26 protein-coding genes and 1 tRNA gene are annotated in these 25,585 nt (G+C 68.0%); 20 read left to right on the top strand and 7 right to left on the bottom strand.

The annotated features are described in order from the left end of the window. Window positions 1–173: 173 nt before the first annotated feature. The gene (locus tag AC1DNF_RS25035) at window positions 174–683 is read right to left on the bottom strand and encodes a hypothetical protein (protein WP_478151344.1); all 510 of its coding nucleotides are present in this window, start codon (window positions 681–683) and stop codon (window positions 174–176) included. Between the two features lie 183 nt (window positions 684–866). On the opposite strand from AC1DNF_RS25035, the gene AC1DNF_RS25030 reads away from it, so the two are divergent. The 14 genes from AC1DNF_RS25030 (at window position 867) to AC1DNF_RS24965 (ending at window position 16,690) form a co-directional block, all read left to right on the top strand. Beyond that, complete coding sequence (locus AC1DNF_RS25030; RefSeq protein WP_478151343.1) at window positions 867–1,457, top strand: DUF3305 domain-containing protein; 591 nt, start codon at window positions 867–869, stop codon at window positions 1,455–1,457. Beyond that, entirely contained in the window at window positions 1,429–2,067 is a 639-nt protein-coding gene (locus AC1DNF_RS25025; protein WP_478151342.1) for a DUF3306 domain-containing protein, read from the top strand. Before AC1DNF_RS25030 ends, AC1DNF_RS25025 begins: the two co-directional genes overlap by 29 nt. Then, a complete protein-coding gene (locus AC1DNF_RS25020) occupies window positions 1,991–4,117 on the top strand; it encodes a 4Fe-4S binding protein (RefSeq protein WP_478151341.1) in 2,127 nt (708 codons plus the stop codon). Before AC1DNF_RS25025 ends, AC1DNF_RS25020 begins: the two co-directional genes overlap by 77 nt. After that, window positions 4,114–4,731, top strand: coding sequence for a TorD/DmsD family molecular chaperone (locus tag AC1DNF_RS25015; RefSeq protein WP_478151340.1), 618 nt, complete (start codon window positions 4,114–4,116; stop codon window positions 4,729–4,731). Before AC1DNF_RS25020 ends, AC1DNF_RS25015 begins: the two co-directional genes overlap by 4 nt. Window positions 4,732–4,837: 106 nt before the next feature. Then, window positions 4,838–5,065: a formate dehydrogenase gene (locus AC1DNF_RS25010; protein WP_478151339.1), complete on the top strand. Its 228-nt coding sequence runs from the start codon at window positions 4,838–4,840 to the stop codon at window positions 5,063–5,065. A gap of 10 nt (window positions 5,066–5,075) precedes the next feature. Next, complete coding sequence (locus AC1DNF_RS25005; protein WP_478151338.1) at window positions 5,076–8,060, top strand: formate dehydrogenase subunit alpha; 2,985 nt, start codon at window positions 5,076–5,078, stop codon at window positions 8,058–8,060. Window positions 8,061–8,070: 10 nt separating this feature from the next. Further along, window positions 8,071–8,691, top strand: coding sequence for a formate dehydrogenase FDH3 subunit beta (fdh3B, locus tag AC1DNF_RS25000; protein WP_478151337.1), 621 nt, complete (start codon window positions 8,071–8,073; stop codon window positions 8,689–8,691). Next, on the top strand, window positions 8,688–8,936 hold the full coding sequence (locus AC1DNF_RS24995) for a hypothetical protein (RefSeq protein ID WP_478151336.1): 249 nt from the start codon (window positions 8,688–8,690) through the stop codon (window positions 8,934–8,936). Before fdh3B ends, AC1DNF_RS24995 begins: the two co-directional genes overlap by 4 nt. 30 nt (window positions 8,937–8,966) lie before the next feature. Continuing rightward, window positions 8,967–10,196, top strand: coding sequence for a formate dehydrogenase subunit gamma (locus AC1DNF_RS24990; RefSeq protein ID WP_478151335.1), 1,230 nt, complete (start codon window positions 8,967–8,969; stop codon window positions 10,194–10,196). Further along, window positions 10,193–10,600, top strand: coding sequence for a hypothetical protein (locus AC1DNF_RS24985; RefSeq protein WP_478151334.1), 408 nt, complete (start codon window positions 10,193–10,195; stop codon window positions 10,598–10,600). The genes AC1DNF_RS24990 and AC1DNF_RS24985 overlap by 4 nt, the downstream gene beginning before the upstream one ends. After that, on the top strand, window positions 10,597–11,487 hold the full coding sequence (locus AC1DNF_RS24980; protein WP_478151333.1) for a formate dehydrogenase accessory sulfurtransferase FdhD: 891 nt from the start codon (window positions 10,597–10,599) through the stop codon (window positions 11,485–11,487). Before AC1DNF_RS24985 ends, AC1DNF_RS24980 begins: the two co-directional genes overlap by 4 nt. 57 nt (window positions 11,488–11,544) lie before the next feature. Next, window positions 11,545–14,064 carry an ABC transporter permease gene (locus tag AC1DNF_RS24975; RefSeq protein ID WP_478151332.1) on the top strand — a complete coding sequence of 840 codons (2,520 nt, stop codon included), beginning with the start codon at window positions 11,545–11,547 and terminating at the stop codon, window positions 14,062–14,064. A 47-nt stretch (window positions 14,065–14,111) separates the two neighbouring features. Further along, window positions 14,112–15,485 carry a pyridoxal-phosphate dependent enzyme gene (locus AC1DNF_RS24970; RefSeq protein ID WP_478151331.1) on the top strand — a complete coding sequence of 458 codons (1,374 nt, stop codon included), beginning with the start codon at window positions 14,112–14,114 and terminating at the stop codon, window positions 15,483–15,485. Beyond that, complete coding sequence (locus AC1DNF_RS24965; protein WP_478151330.1) at window positions 15,482–16,690, top strand: trans-sulfuration enzyme family protein; 1,209 nt, start codon at window positions 15,482–15,484, stop codon at window positions 16,688–16,690. The genes AC1DNF_RS24970 and AC1DNF_RS24965 overlap by 4 nt, the downstream gene beginning before the upstream one ends. On the opposite strand, the gene AC1DNF_RS24960 is transcribed toward AC1DNF_RS24965, so the two are convergent. The 3 genes from AC1DNF_RS24960 to AC1DNF_RS24950 form a co-directional block, all read right to left on the bottom strand. After that, the gene (locus tag AC1DNF_RS24960) at window positions 16,678–17,265 is read right to left on the bottom strand and encodes a DUF3501 family protein (protein ID WP_478151329.1); all 588 of its coding nucleotides are present in this window, start codon (window positions 17,263–17,265) and stop codon (window positions 16,678–16,680) included. The two genes, AC1DNF_RS24965 and AC1DNF_RS24960, sit on opposite strands and share 13 nt — an antisense overlap. A 2-nt stretch (window positions 17,266–17,267) precedes the next feature. Beyond that, a complete protein-coding gene (locus tag AC1DNF_RS24955) occupies window positions 17,268–18,620 on the bottom strand; it encodes a (Fe-S)-binding protein (protein ID WP_478151328.1) in 1,353 nt (450 codons plus the stop codon). Window positions 18,621–18,700: 80 nt separating this feature from the next. Next, window positions 18,701–19,120, bottom strand: coding sequence for a rubrerythrin family protein (locus tag AC1DNF_RS24950; RefSeq protein ID WP_478151327.1), 420 nt, complete (start codon window positions 19,118–19,120; stop codon window positions 18,701–18,703). A gap of 154 nt (window positions 19,121–19,274) precedes the next feature. Between AC1DNF_RS24950 and AC1DNF_RS24945 the strand changes: the two genes are divergently transcribed. Next, the gene (locus AC1DNF_RS24945) at window positions 19,275–19,694 is read left to right on the top strand and encodes a group II truncated hemoglobin (RefSeq protein WP_478151326.1); all 420 of its coding nucleotides are present in this window, start codon (window positions 19,275–19,277) and stop codon (window positions 19,692–19,694) included. A gap of 4 nt (window positions 19,695–19,698) precedes the next feature. On the opposite strand, the gene AC1DNF_RS24940 is transcribed toward AC1DNF_RS24945, so the two are convergent. Then, complete coding sequence (locus AC1DNF_RS24940; RefSeq protein ID WP_478151325.1) at window positions 19,699–20,355, bottom strand: Smr/MutS family protein; 657 nt, start codon at window positions 20,353–20,355, stop codon at window positions 19,699–19,701. A gap of 60 nt (window positions 20,356–20,415) precedes the next feature. Then, complete coding sequence (gene radC / locus AC1DNF_RS24935; RefSeq protein WP_478151324.1) at window positions 20,416–21,093, bottom strand: RadC family protein; 678 nt, start codon at window positions 21,091–21,093, stop codon at window positions 20,416–20,418. A gap of 65 nt (window positions 21,094–21,158) precedes the next feature. Here radC and AC1DNF_RS24930 point away from each other — a divergent pair, with 65 nt between their 5' ends. From AC1DNF_RS24930 to AC1DNF_RS24920, 3 genes are read left to right on the top strand one after another with little or no spacing between them, the layout of a single operon-like run. After that, on the top strand, window positions 21,159–21,617 hold the full coding sequence (locus AC1DNF_RS24930; protein WP_478151323.1) for an FKBP-type peptidyl-prolyl cis-trans isomerase: 459 nt from the start codon (window positions 21,159–21,161) through the stop codon (window positions 21,615–21,617). Next, window positions 21,614–22,579 (top strand): 4-hydroxy-3-methylbut-2-enyl diphosphate reductase, encoded by a 966-nt coding sequence (gene ispH, locus AC1DNF_RS24925; RefSeq protein WP_478151322.1) that lies wholly within the window; start codon window positions 21,614–21,616, stop codon window positions 22,577–22,579. Before AC1DNF_RS24930 ends, ispH begins: the two co-directional genes overlap by 4 nt. Window positions 22,580–22,587: 8 nt before the next feature. Further along, window positions 22,588–23,538 (top strand): threonine/serine dehydratase, encoded by a 951-nt coding sequence (locus AC1DNF_RS24920; protein ID WP_478151350.1) that lies wholly within the window; start codon window positions 22,588–22,590, stop codon window positions 23,536–23,538. 4 nt (window positions 23,539–23,542) lie between these two features. Here AC1DNF_RS24920 and AC1DNF_RS24915 read toward each other — a convergent pair whose 3' ends face one another. Beyond that, a complete protein-coding gene (locus AC1DNF_RS24915) occupies window positions 23,543–23,959 on the bottom strand; it encodes a VOC family protein (protein ID WP_478151321.1) in 417 nt (138 codons plus the stop codon). A gap of 60 nt (window positions 23,960–24,019) precedes the next feature. Here AC1DNF_RS24915 and serS point away from each other — a divergent pair, with 60 nt between their 5' ends. Then, window positions 24,020–25,351: a serine--tRNA ligase gene (gene serS, locus AC1DNF_RS24910; protein WP_478151320.1), complete on the top strand. Its 1,332-nt coding sequence runs from the start codon at window positions 24,020–24,022 to the stop codon at window positions 25,349–25,351. Window positions 25,352–25,396: 45 nt separating this feature from the next. After that, window positions 25,397–25,486: transfer RNA gene (locus AC1DNF_RS24905), tRNA-Ser, on the top strand. Window positions 25,487–25,585 lie beyond the last annotated feature (99 nt).

Genomic DNA, 25,585 nt, shown 5'->3' with positions numbered 1-25,585 from the left:
ATGGACATGCATGCCTACATATATAGGCGATGTCATTGGCATATTCAAGAAAATACATGCCTACATCCAGCAAACCAAGAAAGCACCTATCTCATTGATTCCAGAGGGCTTATTGGCTGAAACCGGCGCACGCGGCGCTGGAACTTCGGGCTAGCCCGCCGCTGCGGGCCGTATCAGGCGTACTGCGCCTGGGCCGCGCGTTGCGGCGCGTTCGGGGCGGCAGCCTTCGGCTGGCGCTCGTTGAGCAGGCGCGCGGCGAGCTGCGCAGCCATTTCGAGCTTCTTCAGATCGCGCATCTCGAGCGCCGCGTCCGGATTGAAGCTGAAGGAATAGAGCGTGCCGTAGATCAGCCCGTTGCCGAGCACCACCGGCGCGCTGAGGTAGCAGCCCGAAGGAACCTTCGCACGGACGACCTGCTTGCAGAAGGCGAGTTCCAGCGGATCCGAGACTTCGTCGATGAACTGGGCGCGCTCGGAGGGCTGGGTGCGGCGCGATACGCGCTGGCCGTCGATCACTTCGCAGGCGAATGCCGCTTCCATTCCGTGCTGTTCGCGCAGGAGCTTGAGTACCCGATGGACTGCGCCGTCGACGAGCGGATCGCTCACGTCCGGCGTGGCGATCAGCAGTTCGGAAACTTTCACTTCCAGGTCGCCGAGTGCGTAGTCGTTTTCGTAGTAGCTCATAAGTACTCCTTTGCAATGACTGTATTGAAACGTATCTGAGCCCTGTTTGCTTGGAAATGAGAACTTAGGTTTCGTTTTAACCGTGCGTTTATCACAAAATTACTACTAAACGTGACAGCGATCGGCCCGAACTGAAATCCATCGCCGCCTGTATCGCTTCGCGCATGGGCTATCGTCCGGCGCATGGCCTCTCCTGAAATTCCCACGCCCGCGGGGGCGCGCCCGTCTCTCGATGTGGCCGTGCTGATGCGGCGCGAGCGGCTGCACGGGCCGTCCAGCCACTGGCAGCCGTGGCGCTGGACACTCGACGGGGTGGTGCCGGACGAGCCTGGTTTCGGCGGCACGCCGAAGCTGCTGCGCGACGACGCGGGCGAGCAACTCTGGTTGCATCCGGGCTTCAAGGTCGAGCTGTTCCGCGACGATGCCGAGGGTTACGAACTCAACGCGGCCACGCCGGCGCCCTGCTGGTTCGTGCTCTGGCGCATGGACGAGCAACCCACCCTGGCGTCCGAGCCGATTCCGCGTCCGGTCGTCGTGACGCTGAGCTACAACGAGGCCGGCCGCTGGCTCGATGCGCAGGAATCTGTCGAGCAGGTGCCCGCGCCGCCGGAGGTGGTCGAGTGGATGCGCGGCTTCATCCGGGAGCACTATGTGATGGAGCCCAAGCGGCGCAAGCGGCCGGAAAGCTTCAGGCCGCTGGTCGATCGCTTCGGCAACGCGGCGAGCGTGTCGACCGGCAAGAAGCATGGCGGCGGGGGAACTGGCGATGTCTGAAGGATTTTTCGATCGGTGGTCGCGCCGCAAGCAGCAGGTGCGGACCGGTGAAGTGCCGCCGGCTGAGCCGACAGCTGCTCCCGATGCGGCGCCGGTCCCGATGCCGCAGGCGGACCCAAGCGCCGACATCCATCCGGGCCTGGCGCAAGAGGCGAAAGAAGCAGATCCTCCGCCCCCTCTGACGCTCGCAGATGCGCAGGCGCTGACCATCGATTCGGACTTCAGGCCGTTCGCGGCGAAGAACGTCGCGCCGGAGGTCAGGAACGCCGCCTTCCGCAAGCTGTTCGCCGCCCCGCACTTCAATGTGATGGACGGGCTCGACACCTACGTCGACGACTACTCCAAGCCCACGCCCCTGCCCGAGAGCGTGCTGCGCCAGATGGCGAGCGCCAGCTTCCTGAACCTGTTCGAGGAGGAGCCCCAAGGAACTCCCGAGGGCGATGGATCGGCGGACGTGGCACAGTCGGACGGTTCCCAGGCCCCAGTTCCCAGCCCGCCGGTTGCCGATGCGCAAGCGGCCAGCCCAGAGACCGATGACCACCACGCTGATCTGCGACTGCAACCAGACGATGCCCCTCGAGCCGAAGACGCTCGGGGCGGCGCTGAATGAGACGCTGCCTCTCCATTCCGCGCTGTGCCGGCGCGAGGCGTCCTCTTTCCAGCGTGCCATTCAATCCGGCGACGACGTCGTGGTCGCCTGCACGCAGGAACGCCGGCTGTTCGGCGAACTCGCGGGGCAGACGCCGGGCGCGAGCTCCCCGATCCGCTTCGTCAACATCCGCGAAACCGGCGGCTGGAGCCGTGACGCGAAGGGCGCCATGCCCAAGATCGCCGCGCTGCTCGCGCTGGCCCGCCTGCCGGAGCCCGACCCGGTCGCCACCGTCAGCTATGCGAGCCGCGGCCGGCTGCTGATCGTCGGGCCGCTCGACCAGGCGGAGCAGGCGGCCGCGCTGGTGGCCGACACGCTGGAGGTGACGATCTTTTCCCAGGGGCCCGGCGCCAACGGGGGCGCGCAGGAACGCCGCTGGCCCGTGATCGCGGGCCGCATGGACGCGCTTGCCGGCTGGCTCGGCGCCTTCAGGCTGCAGTGGACGCGCGACAACGCCATCGACCTCGATCTCTGCACCCGCTGCAATGCCTGCGTCGTCGCATGTCCCGAACAGGCCATCGGCCTCGACTACCAGATCGACAACGCCCGCTGCACCTCGCACCGCGCCTGCGAGCGCGCCTGCACGGTGGCTGGCGCCATCGACTTCCGGCGCGCGCCCGAGCCGCTGGAGGGAGCCTTCGACCTGGTGCTCGACCTCGGCGCCGCGCCGCGCATCGACTGGCATGCGCCGCCGCAGGGCTACTTCCATCTGCCCGGCGGCATCGCGAATCCACAGGGGCTGCAGGCGATGCTGCGCCTGCGCGAACTGGTGGGCGAATTCGAGAAGCCGAAGTTCTTTGATTACAGGCAGAAGCTCTGCGCCCACAGCCGCAACGAGGTGGTGGGCTGCAATGCCTGCATCGAGGTGTGCTCGGCCCACGCGGTGAGCAGCGACAAGGCGCGCCAGCGGATCGTCGTCAACCCGAATCTCTGCGTCGGCTGCGGCGCCTGTACCACCGCCTGTCCGACCGGCGCCCTCGGCTACACCTATCCGCGCGCGCCCGACCAGGGGCTCAAGCTGCGCACGCTGCTGTCCACCTATGCCGCAGCGGGCGGGCGCGACGCGGTCGTGCTGCTGCACAGCCAGGAGGGCGGCCAGGCCATGGTCGATCAGCTCGGCCGGCAGGCGCGGCTTGGCCACGCCGAGGGCGTGCCGGCCAGCGTGATGCCCGTGGCGCTCTGGCATGCCGCGAGCACGGGCATCGACCTCTGGCTCAGCGCCGTGGCCTTCGGCGCCTCGCAAGTGCTCGTGCTGTCGACGGGCGAGGAAGCGCCGCAGTACCTGGACATGCTGAAGAAGCAGATGGAAATCGCACAGGCGCTGCTGCGCGGGCTGGGCTACGCGGGCACGCATTTCCGGCTGGTCGAGGCGGCAACGCCCGCCGCGCTGGACGGCGCGCTCGCCGCCTTGCGCGGCACCCGCCAGCAGGTGCCCGCGAAGCTCGCCCGCCATGCGGTGAGCGCCGACAAGCGCGGCACCCTCGAACTCGCGCTCGACCATCTCATGGACGAATCGCCGGCGCTGAAGTCCGCGCCGGCGGCGAACGGGACCGGCGCATTGGCCATTTCCCTGCCCGCCGGCGCCCCCTTCGGTGCCATCGCCGTCGACAAGGACAAGTGCACCCTGTGCCTGGCCTGCGTCAGCGCCTGTCCGACCAGCGCGCTGCAGGACAACCCGAACGCGCCGCAGCTTCGCTTCATCGAGAAGAACTGCGTGCAGTGCGGGCTTTGCGCGAGCACCTGTCCCGAGGGCGCCGTCTCGTTGGTGCCGCGCCTGCTGGCGTCGCCGGAGCGCAGGCAGCCGGTGCTGCTCAACGAGGCGAGGCCCTGGGCCTGCGTCCGCTGCGGCAAGCCCTTCGGGACGCAGAAGGCCATCGAGGCCATGCTCGGCAAGCTCGCCGGCCATGCGATGTTCCAGGGCGAGGCGATCGAACGCCTCAAGATGTGCGGCGACTGCCGGGTCATCGACCTGTACAGCGCCCAGGACGAACTGAAGATCACGCAGCTATGAGCCAGGCCATTCCCGTCTCTTCGGCCCTCGACGAGGAAGTCGCGCGCGCCGAGCTCTACGGCCTGCTGGCGCGCCTGTGGTACGCCGCGCCCGACGCGCAGCTGCATCAGGCCTTCGCGGTCGCGCCGACCGAGGCGCCGGCCGCCGGCGCCTTCCTCGAGGAGCCCTGGCGGCGGTTGGTGGGCATCGCGCGCGAGATGGACGAGGGCGCGGTGCGCGCCGAATACGACGCGCTCTTCGGCGGCATCGGAAAGCCCGAGATCTACCTGTTCGGCTCGCACTACCTGAGCGGCTTCCTCAACGACAAGCCGCTGGCCCACCTGCGCAACGATCTCGACCGGCTCGGCCTCGCGCGCACCGAGACCACCTACGAGACCGAAGACCACCTCGCCTGTCTCTTCGAAGTGATGCGCTACCTGATCGCCGGCGACGACGTCGAGGTCGCCAACCTCACGCAGCAGCAGGCCTTCTTCTCGACGCATCTCCAGCCCTGGCTGCCGGCCCTGTGCGAGGCCGTGGCGCAGCATCCGAAGGCACACTTCTACGCGGCGCTCGCCGGGCTCACGCGCGCCTTCGGCGAAGTCGAGGTCCAGGGTTTCGACATGCTGAGCTGAGCACGGGCGGATTCCCGCTTGGCGCGGCATTAGGGTCTGGACTAGTATCCAAAGGTATGTAACTGGTTTCATATCTCATTCAGCCAAGACCACTCCTGGAGATGTTATGCAGGACAGCCAATCCGCCGGCCCCCGGCCGGCCTCCCGTCGAGGGTTCTTTTTCGGCGCCGCCACCGTCGGCGCGGCAGCGGCGGCCGTCACGGTCCTGCCCAGGGTCGTCGAGGCGCCCGCCACCTCCACCGACGCGCCTGTCCTCAAGCCGCCACCCGAGAAGGGCGGCGGCTATTCGCTGAGCGAGCACGTCAAGCGCTACTACAAGACCACTTCGGCGTGAGGAACACACGATGCTTCTGACCAGGAAAGCGACGGGCACCGCGGTTCACAGTGCCCCCGATTCCCCCTCGGCCTCGCCCTTCGTCCACAGCCTGCGGCGCGGCCTCTCCAACGCCCTGCCGACCATGGACCGGCGCGCCTTCCTGCGGCGCTCGGGCCTGGGCGTCGGCGTCGGCCTGGCGGCGGGCCAGCTCACGCTGATCCGCAAGGCGCAGGCCGCCGAGGGCCGGCCGTCGGCCATCGGCGCCGGCAAGATCGAAGTCAAGCGCACGGTGTGCTCGCACTGCTCGGTGGGCTGCGCCTCGGACGCCGTGGTCGAGAACGGCGTCTGGGTGCGGCAGGAGCCGGTGTTCGATTCGCCCATCAACCTGGGCGCGCACTGCGCCAAGGGTGCCGCGCTGCGCGAGCACGGCCATGGCGAATACCGGCTGCGCTATCCCATGAAGCTGGTCAACGGCAAGTACGAGCGCATCAGCTGGGACACGGCGCTCGACGAGATCACGGCCAAGCTCAAGGAACTGACCCGGGCCAGCGGCCCCGATGCGATCTACTGGATCGGCTCCAGCAAGCACAGCAACGAGCAGTCCTATCTGCTGCGCAAGTTCGTGAGCTTCTTCGGCAGCAACAACTGCGACCACCAGGCCCGCATCTGCCACTCGACCACCGTCGCCGGCGTGGCGAACACATGGGGCTACGGCGCCATGACGAATTCGTACAACGACATGCGCAACGCGAAGGTCGCGATGTACATCGGCTCCAACGCCGCCGAGGCGCATCCGGTGAGCATGCTGCACATGCTGCACGCCAAGGAAAACGGCTGCAAGATGATCGTGGTCGACCCGCGCTTCACGCGGACGGCCGCCAAGGCCGACGAATACGTGCGCATCCGCTCGGGCTCGGACATCGCCTTTCTCTTCGGCATCCTGCACCACATCTTCAAGAACGGCTGGGAAGACAAGAAGTACATCGACGACCGCGTCTACGGCATGGATGAGGTGCGCGCGGAGGTGCTGGCCAAGTGGACGCCCGACAAGGTCGAGGAGGCCTGCGGCGTCAAGGAAGCCCAGGTGCTGAAAGTCGCGACCTGGCTCAACGAGAACCGCCCCGGCACCATCGTGTGGTGCATGGGCCAGACGCAGCACACCATCGGCAACGCCATCGTGCGGGCCTCCTGCATCCTCCAGCTCGCGCTCGGCAACGTGGGCCGCACGGGCGGGGGCACCAACATCTTCCGCGGCCACGACAACGTCCAGGGCGCCACCGACGTCGGCCCCAACCCGGATTCCCTGCCCGGCTACTACGGCCTGGTCGAGGGTTCGTGGCGGCATTTCGCCGCGGTCTGGGGCGTGGACTACGAGTGGATCAAGGGCCGCTACGCATCGCCGGCGATGATGACCAAGCCGGGCATCACCGTCTCGCGCTGGATCGACGGCGTGCTCGAGAAGAACGAGCTCATCGACCAGGATTCCAACCTGCGCGGCGTCTTCTACTGGGGCCACGCGCCGAACTCCCAGACCCGCGGCCTGGAGATGAAGCGGGCGATGGACAAGCTTGACCTGCTGGTGGTGGTCGACCCGTACCCTTCGGCGACAGCGGCCATGGCCGCGATGCCCGGCCGGCCCGAAGACCTGAACGCGAAGCGCGCGGTCTACCTGCTGCCGGCCTGCACGCAGTTCGAGACCAGCGGCTCCGTCACCGCCTCGAACCGCTCGCTGCAATGGCGCGAGAAGGTGATCGAGCCGCTGTGGGAAAGCCGCAGCGACTACATGATCATGCAGCAGTTCGCCGACCGCCTCGGCTTCGGCAAGGAGCTGAGCAAGAACTACAAGATGCAGAAGGTCAAGGGCATGGACGAACCCGTGCCCGACGACATCCTGCGCGAGATCAACAGGAGCTGCTGGGCGGTCGGCTACACCGGCCAGAGCCCGGAGCGGCTGCAGGCGCACATGCGCAACATGGGCGCCTTCGACGTGCGAACCCTCAAGGCCAAGGGCTCCGTCAAGGACAAGGTCAACGGCTATGACATCGCGGGCGACTACTACGGGCTGCCCTGGCCCTGCTACGGCACCCCCGAGCTCAAGCACCCGGGCTCGCCCAACCTGTACGACACCTCCAAGCACGTCATGGACGGGGGCGGGAACTTCCGCGCCAACTTCGGCGTGGAGCGCAACGGCAAGAACCTGCTGGCCGAGGACGGCTCGCACTCGCTCGGTGCCGACATCACGACCGGCTATCCCGAACTCGATCACCTGCTGCTCAAGAAGCTGGGCTGGTGGGATGAACTGACGGCCGACGAGAAGGCCAAGGCGGAGGGCAAGAACTGGAAGACCGACAGCTCGGGCGGCATGATCCGCGTGTTCATGAAGAACCATGGCTGCCATCCCTTCGGCAACGCCAAGGCGCGCGCGGTGGTGTGGAACTTCCCGGACGGCATCCCGCAGCATCGCGAGCCGCTCTACGGCAACCGGCCGGACCTGATGGCCAAGTACCCGACGCACGACGACAAGATGGCCTTCTGGCGCATGCCCACGCTCTACAAGAGCATCCAGCAGAAGAACATCGCGGACAAGGTGGCCGAGAAGTTCCCCTACGTGATGACCTCCGGTCGCCTGGTCGAGTACGAAGGCGGCGGCGAGGAAACGCGGTCCAACCCCTGGCTGGCCGAGCTGCAGCAGGAGATGTTCATCGAGATCAACCCCAAGGTGGCGGCCGAGAAGAACATCCGCAACGGCGAACGCGCATGGGTGCACACGCCGACCGGGGCGAAGCTCAACGTGCAGGCCATGGTCACCGAGCGCGTCGGGCCCGACACCGTGTTCATGCCCTTCCACTTCTCGGGTCACTGGCAGGGCGTGGACATGCTGCCGTACTACCCGGCCGGCGCGCATCCGTTGGTGCGCGGCGAGGCGATCAATACGGCGACCACCTACGGATACGACAGCGTCACCATGATGCAAGAGACGAAGACCACGGTCTGCAACATCGAGAAAGCATGAGGGTATCGCCATGGCAAGAATGAAATTCGTCTGCGATTCCGAGCGCTGCATCGAGTGCAACGGTTGCGTGACGGCCTGCAAGAACGAGAACGAGGTGCCCTGGGGCGTCAACCGCCGCCGCGTGGTGACGCTCAATGACGGGGTGCCGGGCGAGAAGTCGATCTCGGTGGCCTGCATGCATTGCTCCGATGCGCCCTGCATGGCGGTGTGCCCGGTGCAGTGCTTCTATCGCACCGAGGAGGGTGTGGTGCTGCACGACAAGGACGTGTGCATCGGCTGCGGCTACTGCTCCTATGCCTGCCCCTTCGGCGCGCCGCAGTTTCCCTCCCAGGGCACCTTCGGCGCGCGCGGCAAGATGGACAAGTGCACCTTCTGCGCCGGCGGGCCCGAAGCCAACGGCTCCGAAGCCGAGTTCGAGAAATACGGGCGCAACCGCCTGGCCGAGGGCAAGCTGCCGGCGTGCGCCGAGATGTGCTCGACCAAGGCACTGCTCGCCGGCGACGGCGACGTGGTGGCCGACATCTTCCGCACCCGCGTGCTGCATCGCGGCAAGGGCGCCGAAGTGTGGGGCTGGGGCACGGCCTACGGCTCGCAGCAGGCGGGCACCCCGACCAACGGAGGCACGAAGTGAAGCGCGCGCCGCTCATCCTGGCGCTGGCTGCGACCGCGCTGCTCCTGGCGGCCTGCGGCGAAAAGCCGCAGACCAACGCGGAGGGCGTCAGGCATGACGCCGCGCCGTGGACCGGCACCGGCACGAAGCCCGACAGCGGCACCGCCTTCACCGCATCGGGCTACCAGCCCGGCGACAAGGCCGCGTGGGAGCAGCAGCTCAAGACCCGCTCCATGGGCCAGAACGAATACAACCGGGAAGAGTGAACGGGAGGCGGCATGAATGGCACTAGTTGCATGAGACAGGCCCTGAACGCCCTCGTCCTGACGGGCATGCTGGGCCTTGGCGCCGCCGCCCTGGCGCAGCCGGCCCAGACGCAGGCGCCGGGGCCGGCCGTGCAAGGCGTGGTCACGGGCGCGCCGGCCGCGGCCCCGGCCGAGCCCGCGCAGGCGGCCGGCGGCATCCGCGGCCAGAACATCTTCGAGGTCAAGCCCGAGGCGAGCGCCGATCCGAACTACCTCCAGCAGACCAACGGCGAACGCAACAAGGTGCAGCCGGGCAACAACGCGCCGATGTGGCGCCAGGTCAGCGGCGGGGCGACCGGCTACAGCAGCCTGCCGCTGAGCGAGGCGCCCGAAGCGGGCAACCTGATCCAGCGCTTCGTGCAGTACCCCGGCTCGCGCTTCACCAACGCCGGCGAAGCCTGGCGCCAGGTGCGCAACGACTGGATCATTCCCTACGGCGCCGCACTGCTGTTCGTGACGCTGCTGGCCCTGGCGATCTACTACTTCGCACGCGGGCCCATCGGGCTGCACGGCGCGGAGACCGGGCGCAGGATCGAGCGCTTCACGCCCTTTGAGCGCGCGACGCACTGGTCGAATGCCGGCGCCTTCACCACGCTGGCCGTCTCCGGCATCGTGATGGCCTTCGGCAAGTTCTTCCTGCTGCCGGTGCTCGGCGGCGCGCTCTTCGGCTGGCTGACCTACGTACTCAAGACCGTGCACAACTTCGTCGGGCCGCTGTTCGTGCTGACCACGATCTTCATGGTCTTCACCTTCATCCGCAGCAACTGGCCGCGCAAGGAGGACTGGACCTGGCTCATGCATGCCGGCGGTCTCTTCGGCGGCAAGGAGCCGCCTTCGCACCGCTTCAACGCCGGCGAGAAGGTGGTGTTCTGGGGCGGGGTGCTGTTTCTCGGCAGCATCGTGATCGGCTCCGGCCTCTTCATGGACAAGCTGCTGCCGGGCTTCGTCTATACGCGTGGCGAAATGCAGGTCGCGCACATGATCCACGCGGTCGCGACGCTGTGCATGATCGCCTTGATCATGGGTCACATCTACATCGGCACGCTCGGCATGAAGGGCGCCTATGGCGCCATGCGGGACGGCGATGTGGACGAGACCTGGGCGCGCGAACACCACGAACTCTGGTACGACGACATCGCGGCTGGCAAGATCCCGGCGCGGCGCACCCCCGATGCGGCCGCGCCCGTGCGCCCGCTGCCGGCCCAAGGAACATCCTCATGACGAAGCTGCCCAAGCTCTGCGCACTGTCGCTCGCGTTCGCATTCGCGGCCCCATGGGCCTTCGCGAAGCTGCCCGCCCCCACGCTCAGCCCCGAGGCCAAGGCCAAGGCGGCCGAGACGGCGGCCAGGACCGCCTGGGCCGGCAAGGTCGACAGCTACAAGCTGTGCCTGTCGCAGGACCAGGTGGCGGCCAGGTACCGTGCGAGCGCCGCCGCGGCGGGGAAGACGGTGCCGGCGCCGGTCGCCACACCGCCTTGCGCCGACCCCGGCCCGTTCGCCTACACCGCGCCCGAGGAAGCCAAACCGATCGAGGCCTCGGGCGCCCATTCGCCGGCGACCGACGCCGCCTCGCCGCCGAGCAGCAACCAGACCTCGGCCGAGACCAACCCCGCGCCGAAGAAGTGACGTCACCTGCCGGCGCCGAAGATCCGAGGCCGCTGCCGCGCCTGACGCGGGCCAAGGCTCCCCTCACGCGCGAGATCGAGATCGTCGACGAGCACGGCGAGCGCGGTGTCGTCTCCATCCCCGCCGAGCGCGACCTCACGGTCTATGTGGATCGGCGCGAACTCGTCACGCTGATGACGCTCGGCGCCGAGCCGGAGCTGCTGGTGCTGGGCTACCTGCTCAACCAGCGCCTGATCGAATCCGCCTTCGATGTCGAATCCGTCACCGTCGACTGGGAGGTCGGCGCCGCCGCGGTGCGCACGCACGCCGGCATCGATCGCATCGAGGAACGCACGGCCAGGAAGGTGGTGACGACCGGCTGCGGGCAGGGCAGCGTGTTCGGCGAACTGATGGCCGACATCGACAAGCTGCGGCTGCCCGACACCCGCTTCACCCAGGCGCAGCTCTACGCGCTGGTCAATGCCATCCGGCTCCAGGAGAGCACCTACAAGTCGGCCGGCTCGGTGCATGGCTGCGCGCTGTTCACGCTCGGCGAGGGGGACGACGTCCACATGCAGTGCTTCGTCGAGGACGTCGGCCGCCACAACGCGATCGACACCATCGCGGGCTGGATCGCCATGCAGCCCGCGCGGCGGCTCACGGGGCGGCGCGTGTTCTACACCACGGGCCGCCTGACGAGCGAGATGGTGATCAAGTCCGCCCAGATGGGCGTGGCGATCGTGGTCTCGCGCAGCGGCATCACGCAGATGGGGCACGAGGTCGCGCTGCGCGTGGGCCTTTGCGCGATCGGGCGCGCGACCCACCGGCGCTTCGTCTGCTATGCGGGCGTCGGGCGGCTGGTGCTGCAGCCCGAGCTGGCCGGGGCGCGCTCTGCAGCCCCTGCCTGAGCCCGGGCCAAGTCCCTCGGATTGGACGGGCGGGGCGGCTGGGCTATCGTCTCGTCCATGAACGCATCCATTCGCCTCGGCTGGCGCACCCTCTGGCGCGACCTGCGCGCTGGCGAGCTCCGTCTCCTGATCGTCGCCGTGGTGCTCGCGGTGGCGGCGCTCACCGCCGTCGGCTTCTTCGCCGATCGCCTCAAGGGCGGGCTGCAGCGCGACGCGCGGCAACTGCTGGGCGGCGACGCCGTGCTCGCCACCGACAACCCGACGCCGCCCGCCTTTGTCGAGCGCGCCCGCTCGCTGGGCCTGCAGGGCACGAGCACCTATGGTTTCCCGACCATGGCGCGCGCCGGCGAGGCACAGGGCGGCGCCAGCAAGCTGGTTGCCCTGAAGGCCGTGGCGGCCGGCTATCCGCTGCGGGGCCACCTGCAGGTGAGCACCGATCCCGCCGCGCCGGGCCAGGTGACGCGCGACGTTCCGGCGCCGGGCGAGGCCTGGGTCGATGCATCGCTGCTCGAATCGCTGGGATTGAAGGTGGGCGACCCCGTGCTGCTGGGCGACGCCAGTCTGCGCATCGCGCGCGTGATCGCGCTCGAACCCGATCGCGGCGCCGGCTTCCTGAGCTTCGCGCCGCGCGTCATGCTCAACCAGGCCGACGTGGCGCGCACGGCGCTCGTGCAGCCGGCCAGCCGAGTCAGCTACCGTTTCGCGGTGGCGGGCGAGGCGGGCGCCGTCCAGCGCTTCAGCGACTGGGCCGACGAGACGATCAAGAAGAGCGAACTGCGCGGCGCCCGCCTCGAGTCCTTCGAGAGCGGGCGGCCCGAGATGCGCCAGACCCTGGACCGCGCGGAGAAATTCCTGAACCTCGTGGCCCTGCTTGCCGCGCTGCTGTCCGCCGTCGCCGTGGCATTGGCGGCGCGCGGCTTCGCCGCCAACCACCTCGACGATTGCGCCATGCTGCGCGTGCTGGGCCAGAGCCAGCGCGCGATCGCGCAGGCCTACGCCTTCGAGTTCGCCGCGATCGGCCTGGTCGCCAGCGCGCTCGGCGTGGCCATCGGCTTCGCGGTGCACTACGTGTTTGTGCTGCTGCTGGCGGGCCTGGTCGAGGCGGCCCTGCCCGCGCCCACCTTCGCGCCGGTGGCCTTCGGCATGGGCATGGGGCTCACGCTGCTGTTCGCCTTCGGGCTGCCGCCGGTCCTGCAGCTGGCGCAGGTTCCGCCGCTGCGCGTGATCCGCCGTGACATGGGCGGCCTGAAGCCGGCCTCGGTCGCGGTGCTCACGCTGGGGGTCGCCGGCTTCGCCGCGCTGCTGCTCGCGGCCAGCAGCGACCTGGAGCTGGGCCTCATCGCGGTGGGCGGTTTCGCCGCCGCCGTCGCGGTGTTCGCGCTGCTGAGCTGGCTGGCCGTGCTGCTGCTTCGCCGCAGCGTCAACGAATCGACCGCCCCGCGCTGGCTGGTGCTGGCCACGCGCCAGATCTCGGCGCGGCCGGCCTATGCCGTGGTGCAGGTCAGCGCGCTGGCGGTGGGCCTGCTCGCGCTGGTGCTGCTGGTGCTGCTGCGCACCGATCTCGTCGCCAGCTGGCGACGCGCCACGCCGCCCGATGCGCCCAACCGTTTCGTGATCAACGTGATGCCGGACCAGGGCGATGCCTTCCGCAAGGCGCTGCGCGAGGGCGGCGTCTCGAAGTTCGACTGGTATCCGATGATTCGCGGCCGGCTGGTGGCGATCAACGACAAGCCCGTGTCGCCCGACGACTATGCGGACGACCGCGCCAAGCGCCTGGTCGACCGCGAATTCAATCTCAGCAATGCGGCCGAGCGGCCGCCGCACAACGAGATCGTCGCCGGCGCCTGGAAGCCCGAGGAGAAGGGCGCCGTGAGCGTGGAGGCGGGCCTGATGGAGACGCTGGGCCTCAAGCTCGGCGACAAGCTGCGCTTTGACATCGGCGGCATCCAGAGCGATGCGCGCATCACCTCCACGCGCAAGGTCGACTGGGGTTCGCTGCACGCCAACTTCTTCGTCATGTACACCGTGAGCGCGCTGGGCGGCGACGTGCCCTTCACCTACATGAGCGCCTTTCGCGCGCCGGAGCGCAAGGGCTTCGACAACGCTCTGGTGCGCGCCTTCCCCAATGTGACCAACGTCGACATGAGCGCCACCATCGGGCAGTTGCAGCGCGTGCTCGACCAGGTGATCGGCGCGGTGGAATTCCTGTTCGGCTTCGCGCTCGCGGCCGGGCTCGTCGTGCTGTTCGCGGCCGTCACGGCCACGCGCGAGGAGCGCGCGCGCGAGTTCGCGGTGATGCGCGCCGTCGGCGCGCGCGCCAGCCTGCTGCGCCAGGTCCAGCGCGCCGAACTCGTGGGCGTGGGCCTGCTGGCCGGCTTCCTCGCCAGCATCGTCGCCTCGGCCATCGGCTGGGCGCTGGCGCGCTACGTCTTCGACTTCACCTGGACGGCCTCGCCGCTGGTGCCCATCGCGGGCGCGCTGGCGGGCGCGGTGCTGGCGCTGGCCGCGGGTTGGTGGGGCCTGCGCGACATCCTGCGGCGCCCGGTGATCGATACGCTGCGGCGCGCGGCGGAGTAGGCCGGGCGGGGCTACGATCATGCCCGTCGACTGCACGAGGTGATGGCATGACGATGGACACACGCCCCGCGGTGCTGGACCTGATCGGCAACACGCCGCTGGTACCGGTCACGAGGCTGGATACCGGCCCCTGCACGCTGTTCCTCAAGCTCGAATCGCAGAACCCCGGCGGCTCCATCAAGGATCGCGTCGGCCTCTCGATGATCGAGGCGGCCGAGCGCGACGGCCGGCTGCGCCCTGGCGGGACGGTCGTCGAGGCGACCGCCGGCAACACCGGTCTGGGGTTGGCGCTGGTGGCGGGCGCCAAGGGCTACCGCGTGGTGCTCGTGGTGCCCGACAAGATGTCGACCGAGAAGGTGCTGCATCTCAAGGCGCTCGGCGCCGAGGTGCACACCACGCGTTCCGACGTGGGCAAGGGCCATCCCGACTACTACCAGGACTACGCCGCGCGGCTCGCCAAGCAAATCCCCGGCGCCTTCTTCGCCGACCAGTTCAACAATCCGGACAACCCCCTCGCGCACGCGTCGAGCACAGGTCCCGAGATCTGGCAGCAGTGCGGTCACGACGTGGATGCCATCGTGGCCGGGGTCGGCTCAGGCGGCACCATCACCGGCCTCACGCGCTACTTCCGCACCGTGCAGCCCGAGCTCTTCTTCGTGCTGGCCGACCCTGCCGGCTCGGTGGTCGCGCAGTACACGCGCAGCGGGATGGTCGGCGAGGCCGGGGCCTGGGCGGTCGAGGGGATCGGCGAGGACTTCATCCCGGCCATCGCCGACCTGTCCGGCGTGAAGAAAGCGTATTCGATCAGCGACAAGGAAAGCTTCGGCACCGCGCGCGAGCTGCTGCGCGCCGAAGGCATCCTGGGAGGCTCCTCCACCGGGACGCTGCTCGCCGCGGCGCTGCGCTTCTGCCGCGAACAGACGCGGCCGCTTCGGGTCGTCACCTTCGTCTGCGACACCGGAACGCGCTACCTCTCCAAGGTCTACAACGACCAGTGGATGCTCGACCAGGGGCTGCTCGCGCGGGCGCATTTCGGTGACCTGCGCGACGTGGTCTCCCGCCGCTTCGAGGAAGGCAGCGTGATCAGCGTCGGCCCCGAGGACACGCTGCTCACGGCCTTCCAGCGCATGCGCTTGGCCGATGTATCGCAACTGCCGGTGCTCGAAGGGGCGAAGCTGGTCGGCGTGATCGACGAGTTCGATCTGCTCCTGGGCGTGCACGCCGATGCCGGCCATTTCCGCTCGGCGGTGCGCGGCGCCATGACCGATCTGCCCGAGACGCTGCCGCCAGGCGCCAGCCTGGCCGAACTCGAAGCCGTGCTCGATCGCGGGCTGGTGGCGATGATCGCGGACGAGGCCGGCTTCCACGGCCTCATCACGCGCGTCGACCTCTTGAATCATCTTCGGAGAAGCTTGAAATGAGCCAGGACACACCCGACACCCGCAAGCCCGCGTTCGCGACCCGCGTGATCCATGCCGGCCAGTCGCCCGACCCTTCGACGGGCGCGATCATGCCGCCGATCTACGCGACGTCGACCTATGTGCAGCAGAGCCCCGGCGTGCACAAGGGGCTGGACTACGGCCGCTCGCACAATCCCACGCGCTGGGCCTTGGAGCGCTGCGTGGCCGATCTCGAGTGCGGTTCGGCGGCCTTCGCTTTCGCTTCCGGCCTGGCGGCCATCTCGACCACGCTCGAGTTGCTGGACGCCGGCTCGCACATCGTCTCGGGCGACGACGTCTATGGCGGCACCTTCCGCCTGTTCGAGCGCGTGCGCGCGCGCAGCGCGGGCCACCGCTTCAGCTTCGTCGACCTCACCGATCCGGCCGGTCTGCTCGCCGCCCTGCAGCCCGACACGCGCATGGTCTGGGTCGAAACTCCCACCAATCCGCTGCTGCGCCTGGCCGACCTGCGCGCCATCGCCGACATCTGCCGCGAGCGCAGGATCATCAGCGTGGCCGACAACACCTTCGCGAGCCCCTGGGTCCAGCGTCCGCTGGAGCTGGGCTTCGACGTGGTCGTGCACTCGACCACCAAATACCTCAACGGCCATTCGGACGTGATCGGCGGCATCGCGATCGTCGGCCGGGAGGCGCGGCACGAGCCGCTGCGCGAGCGCCTGGGCTTCCTGCAGAACGCGGTGGGCGCGATCGCCGGCCCCTTTGACAGCTTTCTCACGCTGCGCGGCGTGAAGACGCTGGCGCTGCGCATGGAGCGGCATTGCGGCAACGCGCAGGTGCTTGCGCAATGGCTCGAACAGCAGCCGCAGGTGGCGCGCGTGCACTATCCGGGCCTTCCTTCGCACCCGCAGCATGAACTGGCGAGGCGCCAGATGGAAGGCTTCGGCGGCATGATCTCGATCGAGCTGCGCACCGATCTGGCCGGGACCCGGCGCTTTCTGGAAGCGGTGCGCATCTTCTCGCTGGCCGAGAGCCTGGGCGGCGTCGAGAGCCTGATCGAGCATCCGGCCATCATGACCCACGCCACCATTCCGGCCGAGACGCGCGCGCGCCTGGGCATCGGCGATGCGCTGGTGCGCCTGTCGGTCGGCGTCGAAGACCTGGAGGACCTGCGCGCCGATCTGCAGCAGGCGCTGCGCAAGATCGGGTCCGGCGCTCAGTCGTCCTGACGCAGGTCGCCCGCCAGGCTGGCCAGCGTCTCCGGCGCGATGCTCACGAGCGCCGGGTAGTTGCCATGGTCGCAACCGAGCTTGACGTTCGCGCCCGCGCGCACGGCCGCGCGCGCGGACGGGTCGAATTCGAAGCGGACAAAATGGACGGCCGATGTCTTCTCGTCGTTCTCGCGGTCGAGGTCCTCGTCGGCGATCGCGTAGATGCGCTCGTGCCCCTCCACCTCGACGAACATGCGGTCTTCCACGCCGATGAGCCTGGCCAGCTCGCGCTTTCGTTCATGCACGTCGGGATACTCGATCAGCATGGTGGCCTTCCAGTTGCTGCCGTCCGGCACCAGTGCCGCATAGGTGTCGATCTCGCTCTGGATTCCCGCTTCATCGAAGATCTTCTCGATGTGCAGCATCTCCTGGATCTGGCGCCGCATCGTGCGCTCGTCCTCGAACTGAACGCTGACGTGCTCGCCCAGGCGCACCGTGCGCAGCTTGCGGTGTGCGATGAAATCGGACGTGCTGGACTTGCGGATCTTGGCGTACGCCTCCAGCGTCATCAGGCTTTCGCGTGTGATGGCCATGTTCACTCCAGGCCGTAGGCCATGCGGACGAGGCTGAGCGGATGCCGCAGCCGTGCGGCGGGCAGCGCGTCCTGTGCCATGCCCTGCGCGATGTGGTGGCCGGCCAGCGCGCAGTCGGAGCTGATGTAGTCGGGCGTGTCTTTCGCCATCGCCTTGAACACCGGCTTGCCGATCTTCATGGCGATCGGGTGGGTGGCGGTCTTCACGCCGTAAGTGCCGGCGTGGCCCGAGCAGCGCTCTACAGTGTTGAGCTGCACCGCGACGGTCTGGCCGATCAGCTTGAACATCTCCTCGGTCTTCCTGCCGATCTTCTGCACGCGGCCATGGCAGGGGACGTGATAGCTCACCTTGCCCAGCGCCGCCTTGAAGTCGGTCTTCAGCAGTCCGTCCTTGTGGCGTGCCATCAGGTATTCGAAAGGATCGAACATTGCCTGCTGCACCAGCTTGACGTCGGCGTCGTCGGGGAAGAGAAGCGGCAGTTCCTGCTTGAACATCAGCGTGCACGACGGTATCGCCGACAGGATCGCAAAGCCCTGCTTCGCGTACTTCGCCAGCACCGGAATGTTGGCCTCCTTGTGCCTGGCGACGCCTTCGAGATCGCCGAGTTCGAGCTTGGGCATGCCGCAGCAGCTCTCCTTCTCGACGACGATGTAGGGGATGGCGTTGTGCGCGAGCAGCTTGATCAGGTCGAACCCGATGCCGGGTTCGTTGTAATTCACATAACAGGTCGAGAAGATGGCGACCTTGCCGGGCGTGCGCTCACCGTCCAGGACCGGCATGGCGGCTGAATCCTTGGGGGCGCTCCAGCGAAAGCGCCTTGTCGCCAGGTCGGGCAGCCAGGCGTCGGGGTGGACGTGCAAGGCGCTGTCGAGGAACTTGCGCACCGGTCGCGTCCTGTTCAGCGCGTTGACGGCCTGCACCACCACGGGAATCCCGGCGAACTGGCCATGGACATCGGTCGAGGCGAGCAGCTTCTCGCCGGCGCCGACGCCGCCGTTCTTGAACTTGATCGCCTTCGCTCGCAGCATGACGTGCGGGAAATCCACGTTCCACGGATGCGGCGGCACGTAGGGGCACTTGGTCATGTAGCAGAGGTCGCACAGGTAGCACTGGTCGACGACGCTCGCGAAATCCTTCGTTGCCACTTCGTGGACCTCACCCTGCGCGGTGGCGTCGATCAGGTCGAACAAGGTCGGGAAGGCGTCGCACAGGCTCACGCAACGGCGGCAGCCATGGCAGATGTCGAAGACCCGCGTCATCTCCTTTTCGCAGGACGCCTGATCGTGGAAGTCCGGATTCTTCCAATCCACCGGGTGGCGTGTGGGAGCCTCGAGATTGCCTTCTCGAATCGTCATGGGTGGGCCTTGCGACGAAGATCGGTGCTGTCAAAGAACAAGGGGCACGAGGCCCCTTGTCCGCCGAACGCCAGGGCCGCTCAGTCGGCCAGCGCTTCGAGCGCCTTGGTGTAGCGATTGGCGTGCGAGCGCTCGGCCTTGGCGAGCGTCTCGAACCAGTTCGCGATCTCGTCGAAGCCTTCCTCGCGCGCCTGCTTGGCCATGCCCGGGTACATGTCGGTGTACTCGTGCGTCTCGCCGGCCACGGCGGACTGGAGGTTCAGGCGGCTCGATCCGATCGGCAGGCCGGTGGCCGGATCGCCCACCGCTTCGAGGAACTCGAGATGGCCGTGCGCATGCCCGGTCTCTCCTTCGGCGGTGGAGCGGAACAGCGCCGCCACGTCGTTCTGGCCTTCGATGTCGGCCTTGACCGCGAAATACAGGTAGCGTCGATTGGCCTGGGATTCGCCCGCAAAGGCGTCCTTCAGGTTCTGCTCGGTTCTCGATCCTTTCAAGCTCATGGCTATCTCCTTGGATTGGCTAGGCAAGCAAGCGGAACCGTCGGCTGATGCGGCGGAACTCCCTCAATCTACGCCACATGTCCCGGATGTCCAAATGCAGAGCGTCAATCAGGGCCATTGAAGAAGGCAATGACGGCGTATGCATACTGCGGGCATGCAGATTCAAGAAAAGCCGCCCGCCGGCACGCCGTTCGAATGGATTGGCGGTGAAGCCAAGGTGCACGCGCTGGTCGAGCGCTTCTACGACCTGATGGACCTCGAGCCCGCCTACGCGCAGCTGCGGGCCGTGCACGGCACGACGCTCGACAACGCGCGCCAGCGCCTGTTCTGGTTTCTCTGCGGCTGGCTCGGCGGCCCGCAGTATTACACCGATCGCTTCGGGCATCCGATGCTGCGCGCGCGCCATCTGCCGCAAAGCATCGGCGGGCACTCGATCGGCATCCGGGAGCGCGACGAGTGGCTGGCCTGCATGGACCAGGCGATGGGAGAGACCGGGGTGCCGGAGGACTTGCGCGCGCGCCTGCGCGACTCCTTCTTCCAGACCGCCGACTGGATGCGCAACAAGGGCGGCTGAGGCGTCAGCGCCGCGACGGCGTCAGCAGCACGAGCAGGGCGCCCGCGCCACCCTCGGCCGGCTTGGCCTGCACGAAGGCCAGTGTCTCGTTCTTCTGGATCAGCCAGCGCTGAACCTTCGCCTTGAGCACGGGCTGCCGGCCGGGCGAGCCCAGGCCCTTGCCGTGCACCACGCGCACGCAGCGCACGCCTTGCTTGAACGCATCGCGGATGAAGCCGCCGAGCGCCTCGCGCGCCTCGTCGCTGCGCATGCCGTGCAGGTCGATTTCGCGCTGGATCGACCACTCGCCGGCGCGCAGCTTGCGCGTGACATCGGTGTTGATGCCGGGGCGACGGAAGCTCATGGCGTCGTCGGCGTCGAGCAGGGTTGTCACGTCGAACTCGTCGGACAGCGATTCGCGCAGCACGCGCTGCTCGTCCAACTGGTGCTGCACGGGAATCGGTGCCGGCGGCTCGGGCGCGAGCGCGACGGCGGCCTTCCGGCGCAGCGGCTTCGTGGCGCCGATGGCGCGCGTGAAGAGGTCCTGCTCGGCCAGTCGTTTCTTCTCGACCGCCGCGCGCGCCTCGGCCGCCGCGGATTCACGCTCACGGCCTTCGGCCAGGGTGCGCTGAACGTTCTTCAGGTCGGCGAGGCTTTTCAGGGCTGGCGATTTGGTGGGCATTCGTATCCTGCGGGGCATGGAGGACAGGATAGCCCGGATCGCGCTGCCTGCCGCGCCGGCTCAGATCAGGGCGTGCTCGGCCATCGAGAGCGCCTCGCCCTTGCCGACGATCATGTGGTCCAGCACCCGCACGTCGATCAGCGCGAGCGCGGCCTTGAGCGTGCGCGTGAGGGTCTCGTCGGCGCGCGAAGGTTCCATGCAGCCGCTCGGATGGTTGTGTGCCAGCACGACAGCCGCCGCATTGTGGTGGAGCGCGCGCGTGACCACTTCGCGCGGGTAGACGGCGGTGTGCGTGAGCGTGCCGCGAAACAGCTCCTCCATCGCGATCAATCGGTGTTGCGCGTCGAGGAAGGCGGCCGCGAACACCTCGTAGGGCCGCGCCGCCAGCAGCAGCTGGACGTAGTTCCTGGCGGTCATCGGCGAATCGAAGCTTTCCCGTTCCTTGAGGCGCTGGCCCAGTGACCGGCGGGCGAGTTCGAGCACGGCGATGAGCTTCGCCCGCTTGGCGGTGCCGCCAAGACCCTTGAATTTCCTGAGATCGTCGGGCTCGGCGTTGAACAGTCCATCGAGCCCGCCGAAGTGGTCGAGCAACTCGTGGGCGAACTGAAGCACGTTCTTGCCGGGCATGCCCGTGTTCAGGAGCAGGGCCAGCAGCTCGGCATCGAGAAGCGCTCCGGCGCCGAGCGCCATGAGCCGTTCTCGCGGCCGCTGGGCCACGGGAATATCGTTGAAAGGCATGTCGTATGCGGGCCTAAGGCCTCACTCCCTAAAATACAGGCCCCCAGTCTATCGGGCCTCATACCTTGTCCTCGACCACTTCCGCCGCCGTCGTCTTGCCCGGCTCGTTCCTCACGCTGCACTACCGGCTGGCCGGCCCAGCGGGCGACATCATCAATACCTTCGGCGACAAGCCCGCCACGCTGTCGCTTGGAACGGGCGAGCTGTCGCCCGCGGTCGAGCAGCGCCTGCTCGGCCTCGAAGAGGGCACCCACGCCACCTTCGAGCTGCCCGCGGGCGAGGCCTTCGGCGAGCGCAATGCCGAAATGCAGCAATGGGTCGCGCGCACGCTGCTCGCGAAGATGGGCGACCCCGACGAGCAGTACGCCACGGGCGATGTGGTGCAGTTCCCCACGCCCGACGGCACGGGGAGCTATGCGGGTGCCGTGATCGAATCCAACGAGACGGCGGTGTGCTTCGACTTCAACCACCCGCTCGCCGGCCAGCCGGTCAGCTTCGAAGTGCAGTTGATCGGCGTGCTGTGAGCAAGGTCGAGGAGGTCATCCTTGCGGAACCGCGCGGCTTCTGCGCCGGCGTCGACCGCGCCATCGAGATCGTCGAGCGTGCCATCGCCAAGTTCGGCGCCCCGATCTACGTGCGCCACGAGATCGTGCACAACACCTATGTGGTGAACGAACTCAAGGCCAAGGGCGCCATCTTCATCGAGGAGCTCGCCGAAGTGCCGCCCGGCGCCACGCTGGTGTTCAGCGCGCACGGCGTCAGCAAGGCCGTGCAGGCCGAGGCGCGCGAGCGCGGCTTCCACGTCTTCGACGCCACCTGCCCGCTCGTGACCAAGGTGCACGTCGAGGTCGCGAAGCTCGCGAAAGAGGGCTACGAGTTCATCATGATCGGCCACAAGGGGCATCCCGAGGTCGAGGGCACCATGGGGCAGCTCTCCAGTGGAATCCACCTCGTCGAGGGCGTGGAAGACGTGGCGCACGTGTCGCCGGCCCAGACCGCGAAGCTCGCCGTCGTCACGCAGACCACGCTGTCGGTCGATGACGCGGCGGAGATCTCGGCCGCGGTGCGGGCCCGCTTCCCGAGCGTGCGCGAGCCCAAGCAGCAGGACATCTGCTATGCCACCCAGAACCGGCAGGACGCGGTGAAGATGCTGAGCCCGCAGGTCGACCTCGTCATCGTCGTCGGCAGCCCGACCAGTTCCAACAGCAACCGCCTGCGCGAACTGGCGCAGCGCCTGGGCACGGAGAGCTACATGGTCGACTCGGCCGAAGAACTGCGACCTGAGTGGTTCGAGGGCAAGACCCGCGTGGGTCTTACGGCCGGCGCCTCCGCGCCCGAGGTGCTGGTGCGCGAGGTGATCGATCGCATCAAGGCGCTCGGCGCCGTGTCGGTCCGCAAGATGGATGGCATCGAGGAAACGCTCAAGTTCCCGCTGCCCAAGGGCCTGAAGCTCGAGCACATGCCGCCACCGGGGCATATCTCGTGACCGGCGCCGTGATCGACTGGCGCCTCGAGATCGAGGCCGCTGCCCGCCGGCTGCGCGAGCGCACGCCGCATTTCCTGCGCGAGACGCCGCTGTGGAAGCTGCCGGCCGAGGCACTCGGCGTGGCCGGGGCGGGCGTCGAGGTCTGGCTGAAGCTGGAGCAGTTGCAGGTCAGCGGCAGCTTCAAGGCGCGCGGCATGATGAATCGGCTGCTGGCCAACGACATTCCCGAGAGCGGCGTCGTCGTGGCCTCGGGCGGCAACGCCGGCATCGCCACCGCCGCCGCCGCGCGTGCGCTCGGCGTGCGCTGCGAAGTGTTCCTGCCGACCCTGTCTCCCGAAGCGAAGCGGGCCCGGTTGCGGGCGCTCGGCGCCGAGGTGGTCGTGGGCGGCGAGGTCTACAGCGATGCGCTGGCGGCCTGCCTGGATCGACAGGCCAGGACCGGCGCGCTGCTCACCCATGCCTATGACCAACCCGAAGTGGTGGCCGGCGCCGGCACGCTCGGCCGCGAGATCGAACAACAGGGCGGGCTGCCGGATGCCGTTCTGGTGAGCGTCGGCGGCGGCGGATTGATCGGCGGCCTCGCGGCCTGGTTCGAGCGGCGCAGCCGCGTGGTGGCGCTCGAACCCGAGCGCGCGCCGACGCTGTTCAGGGCACGTGAAGCGGGCCGGCCGGTGGACGTCGAGGTGGGTGGCGTGGCGGCCGATTCGCTCGGCGCGCGGCGCATCGGCGCGATCGCCTGGGACATCACGCAGCGCCAGGTGCGCGATGCCGTGCTGCTGACCGACGAGGCCATCCGCTCGGCGCAGCTGTGGCTGTGGCGCGAACTGAAGCTGGCCGTGGAGCCGGCCGCGGCCTTGCCGCTGGCCGCACTCCAGAGCGGTGCCTACGTGCCGCGCGAGGGGGAGAAGGTCTGCCTCATCGTCTGCGGCGCGAACGTGGATCCGGCCAGCCTCGGCTGAGCCTTCAGCCCTTCGCGGGCGCCTGTTCGGTGTTGACCATCCAGGCGACGCCGAACTTGTCTTCCAGCATGCCGAAGCCGGGCGACCAGAATTGCGGGCCATAGGGCATCGTGATCTTGCCGCCCGCGCTCAGCGCCTTGAAGAGCGCTTCGCCTTCCTTCACGTCCTTGCTCTGGACCGAGAGCGAGAAGCCCTTGTAGCCCTCGAAGGGGTAGCCGGGCGGCGCGTCGGAGGCCATCAGCTGGTGGCCGCGCGCCTCGAGCGTGGCGTGCATGATCTTGTTCTTCGACTCGGCCGGCGTGTCCTTGCCCATCGGGCTCTCGCCGAAGGTCATGCTGAAGAGGATCTTGCCGTCCAGACACTTGGCGTAGAAGGCCAGCGCTTCGGCGGCATTTCCGTTGAACGTCAGATAGGCTTGCATGGAAATCTCCTTGGTTGGGTGTGACAGGGGAAGCGATGCTACGCCGCCTAAAATCGTCCAATGCTCGATATCACTCTGTTACGCAAGGACATCGCTTCTGTCGTTGCCCGCCTCGAAACTCGCAAGAAGAACCAGGCCTTCCTGGACGTGGCGACCTTCACCGCGCTCGAAGCCGAACGCAAGACGCTGCAGACCCGCACCGAGGAACTGCAGGCGCGCCGCAACACCCTCAACAAGCAGATCGGGCCGCTGAAAGCCAGGGGCGAAGCGGTCGACGCGCTGATGGCCGAAGTCAACGCCCTCAAGGCCGAACAGGAATCCTCGGCCACGCGGCTCGAAGCCATCCAGCCCGAACTGCATGCCTTGCTTCTCGCGGTGCCCAACCTGCCGCACGCGAGCGTGCCGGTCGGCGAGGACGAGCACGCGAACGTCGAAGTGCGACGCTGGAGCCCCAAGGGCGGCGCCGGCGGCGACGCGCCCGCCCTCGGCTTCACGGCCAAGGACCACGTGGACCTGGGCGCGCCGCTCGGCCTGGACTTCGAAATGGGCGCCAAGCTCTCCGGTTCACGATTCAGCGTGATGAAGGGCCCGATCGCGCGGCTGCACCGGGCGCTGTCGCAGTTCATGCTCGACATCCAGACACAACAGCACGGCTACACCGAGTGCTATGTGCCTTACATCGTCAACGCCGAGACGCTGCGCGGCACCGGCCAGCTGCCCAAGTTCGAAGGCGACCTGTTTGCCGCGAAGAAGGGCGGGCAGGACGGCGAGCCGGCGCCCGACCACGCGGCGCTCTATCTCATTCCGACCAGCGAAGTGCCGCTCACGAATTTCATGCGCGACGAGGTGGTGCCGCAGGCGCAGCTGCCCATCAGGCTCACCGCGCACACGCCCTGCTTCCGCTCCGAGGCGGGCAGCGCCGGGCGCGATACGCGCGGCATGATCCGGCAGCACCAGTTCGACAAGGTCGAGATGGTGCAGATCACGCATCCTGAGGCCAGCTACGACGCACTGGAGGCCATGACCGGCCATGCCGAAGCCGTGTTGCAGGCGCTCGACCTGCCTTATCGGGTGGTCCTGTTGTGTACGGGCGACATGGGCTTCGGTTCCGCCAAGACATACGACCTGGAGGTCTGGCTGCCGGCGCAGAACACCTATCGCGAGATCAGTTCCGTGTCGAACTGCGAGGCCTTCCAGGCGCGCCGGCTGCAGGCCCGCTTCAAGAACGCGCAGGGCAAGAACGAGCTCGTGCACACGCTCAACGGTTCGGGCCTGGCGGTCGGCCGCACGCTGGTCGCCGTGCTGGAGAACCACCAGAACGAAGACGGCTCGATCAGCGTGCCGGCGGCCTTGCGACCCTATCTGGGCGGCATCGAGGTGCTGCGCGCCTGAGAACGCCAAGAAGCCTCTGCTAGAATCGCGGGCTCGACAGACACCGGAGAGGTGGCAGAGTGGTCGAATGTACCTGACTCGAAATCAGGCGTACGTGCGAACGTACCGAGGGTTCGAATCCCTCCCTCTCCTCCAGTAGAAGACCTTCCAAACGGCTGGCAGCCTTGGCAGGCGCAAAAAGCCCCGCACCACGCGGGGCTTTTTGCGTTTGGCGTCTACGCAGTCGCCAAGCGC

The sequence above is a fragment of the Variovorax sp. 01T432 genome (assembly GCF_056398605.1).
This window is presented reverse-complemented; position numbering and strand designations above follow the sequence as displayed.

What these genes read in the sequence shown, in the direction of transcription:
- AC1DNF_RS25025 (WP_478151342.1), top strand. Translation starts at nt 1,429, where the DNA reads ATGGCGGCGGGGGAACTGGCGATGTCTGAAGGATTTTTCGATCGGTGG.
- fdh3B (WP_478151337.1), top strand. Translation starts at nt 8,071, where the DNA reads ATGGCAAGAATGAAATTCGTCTGCGATTCCGAGCGCTGCATCGAGTGC.
- AC1DNF_RS25020 (WP_478151341.1), top strand. Translation starts at nt 1,991, where the DNA reads ATGACCACCACGCTGATCTGCGACTGCAACCAGACGATGCCCCTCGAG.
- AC1DNF_RS25010 (WP_478151339.1), top strand. Translation starts at nt 4,838, where the DNA reads ATGCAGGACAGCCAATCCGCCGGCCCCCGGCCGGCCTCCCGTCGAGGG.
- AC1DNF_RS25035 (WP_478151344.1), bottom strand. Translation starts at nt 683, where the DNA reads ATGAGCTACTACGAAAACGACTACGCACTCGGCGACCTGGAAGTGAAA.
- AC1DNF_RS24950 (WP_478151327.1), bottom strand. Translation starts at nt 19,120, where the DNA reads ATGAGCTTGAAAGGATCGAGAACCGAGCAGAACCTGAAGGACGCCTTT.
- AC1DNF_RS24940 (WP_478151325.1), bottom strand. Translation starts at nt 20,355, where the DNA reads ATGCCCACCAAATCGCCAGCCCTGAAAAGCCTCGCCGACCTGAAGAAC.
- AC1DNF_RS24985 (WP_478151334.1), top strand. Translation starts at nt 10,193, where the DNA reads ATGACGAAGCTGCCCAAGCTCTGCGCACTGTCGCTCGCGTTCGCATTC.
- AC1DNF_RS24945 (WP_478151326.1), top strand. Translation starts at nt 19,275, where the DNA reads ATGCAGATTCAAGAAAAGCCGCCCGCCGGCACGCCGTTCGAATGGATT.
- serS (WP_478151320.1), top strand. Translation starts at nt 24,020, where the DNA reads ATGCTCGATATCACTCTGTTACGCAAGGACATCGCTTCTGTCGTTGCC.
- AC1DNF_RS25005 (WP_478151338.1), top strand. Translation starts at nt 5,076, where the DNA reads ATGCTTCTGACCAGGAAAGCGACGGGCACCGCGGTTCACAGTGCCCCC.
- AC1DNF_RS24955 (WP_478151328.1), bottom strand. Translation starts at nt 18,620, where the DNA reads ATGACGATTCGAGAAGGCAATCTCGAGGCTCCCACACGCCACCCGGTG.
- AC1DNF_RS24915 (WP_478151321.1), bottom strand. Translation starts at nt 23,959, where the DNA reads ATGCAAGCCTATCTGACGTTCAACGGAAATGCCGCCGAAGCGCTGGCC.
- AC1DNF_RS24975 (WP_478151332.1), top strand. Translation starts at nt 11,545, where the DNA reads ATGAACGCATCCATTCGCCTCGGCTGGCGCACCCTCTGGCGCGACCTG.
- AC1DNF_RS24990 (WP_478151335.1), top strand. Translation starts at nt 8,967, where the DNA reads ATGAGACAGGCCCTGAACGCCCTCGTCCTGACGGGCATGCTGGGCCTT.
- AC1DNF_RS24960 (WP_478151329.1), bottom strand. Translation starts at nt 17,265, where the DNA reads ATGGCCATCACACGCGAAAGCCTGATGACGCTGGAGGCGTACGCCAAG.
- AC1DNF_RS24970 (WP_478151331.1), top strand. Translation starts at nt 14,112, where the DNA reads ATGACGATGGACACACGCCCCGCGGTGCTGGACCTGATCGGCAACACG.
- AC1DNF_RS24965 (WP_478151330.1), top strand. Translation starts at nt 15,482, where the DNA reads ATGAGCCAGGACACACCCGACACCCGCAAGCCCGCGTTCGCGACCCGC.
- AC1DNF_RS25015 (WP_478151340.1), top strand. Translation starts at nt 4,114, where the DNA reads ATGAGCCAGGCCATTCCCGTCTCTTCGGCCCTCGACGAGGAAGTCGCG.
- radC (WP_478151324.1), bottom strand. Translation starts at nt 21,093, where the DNA reads ATGCCTTTCAACGATATTCCCGTGGCCCAGCGGCCGCGAGAACGGCTC.
- AC1DNF_RS25030 (WP_478151343.1), top strand. Translation starts at nt 867, where the DNA reads ATGGCCTCTCCTGAAATTCCCACGCCCGCGGGGGCGCGCCCGTCTCTC.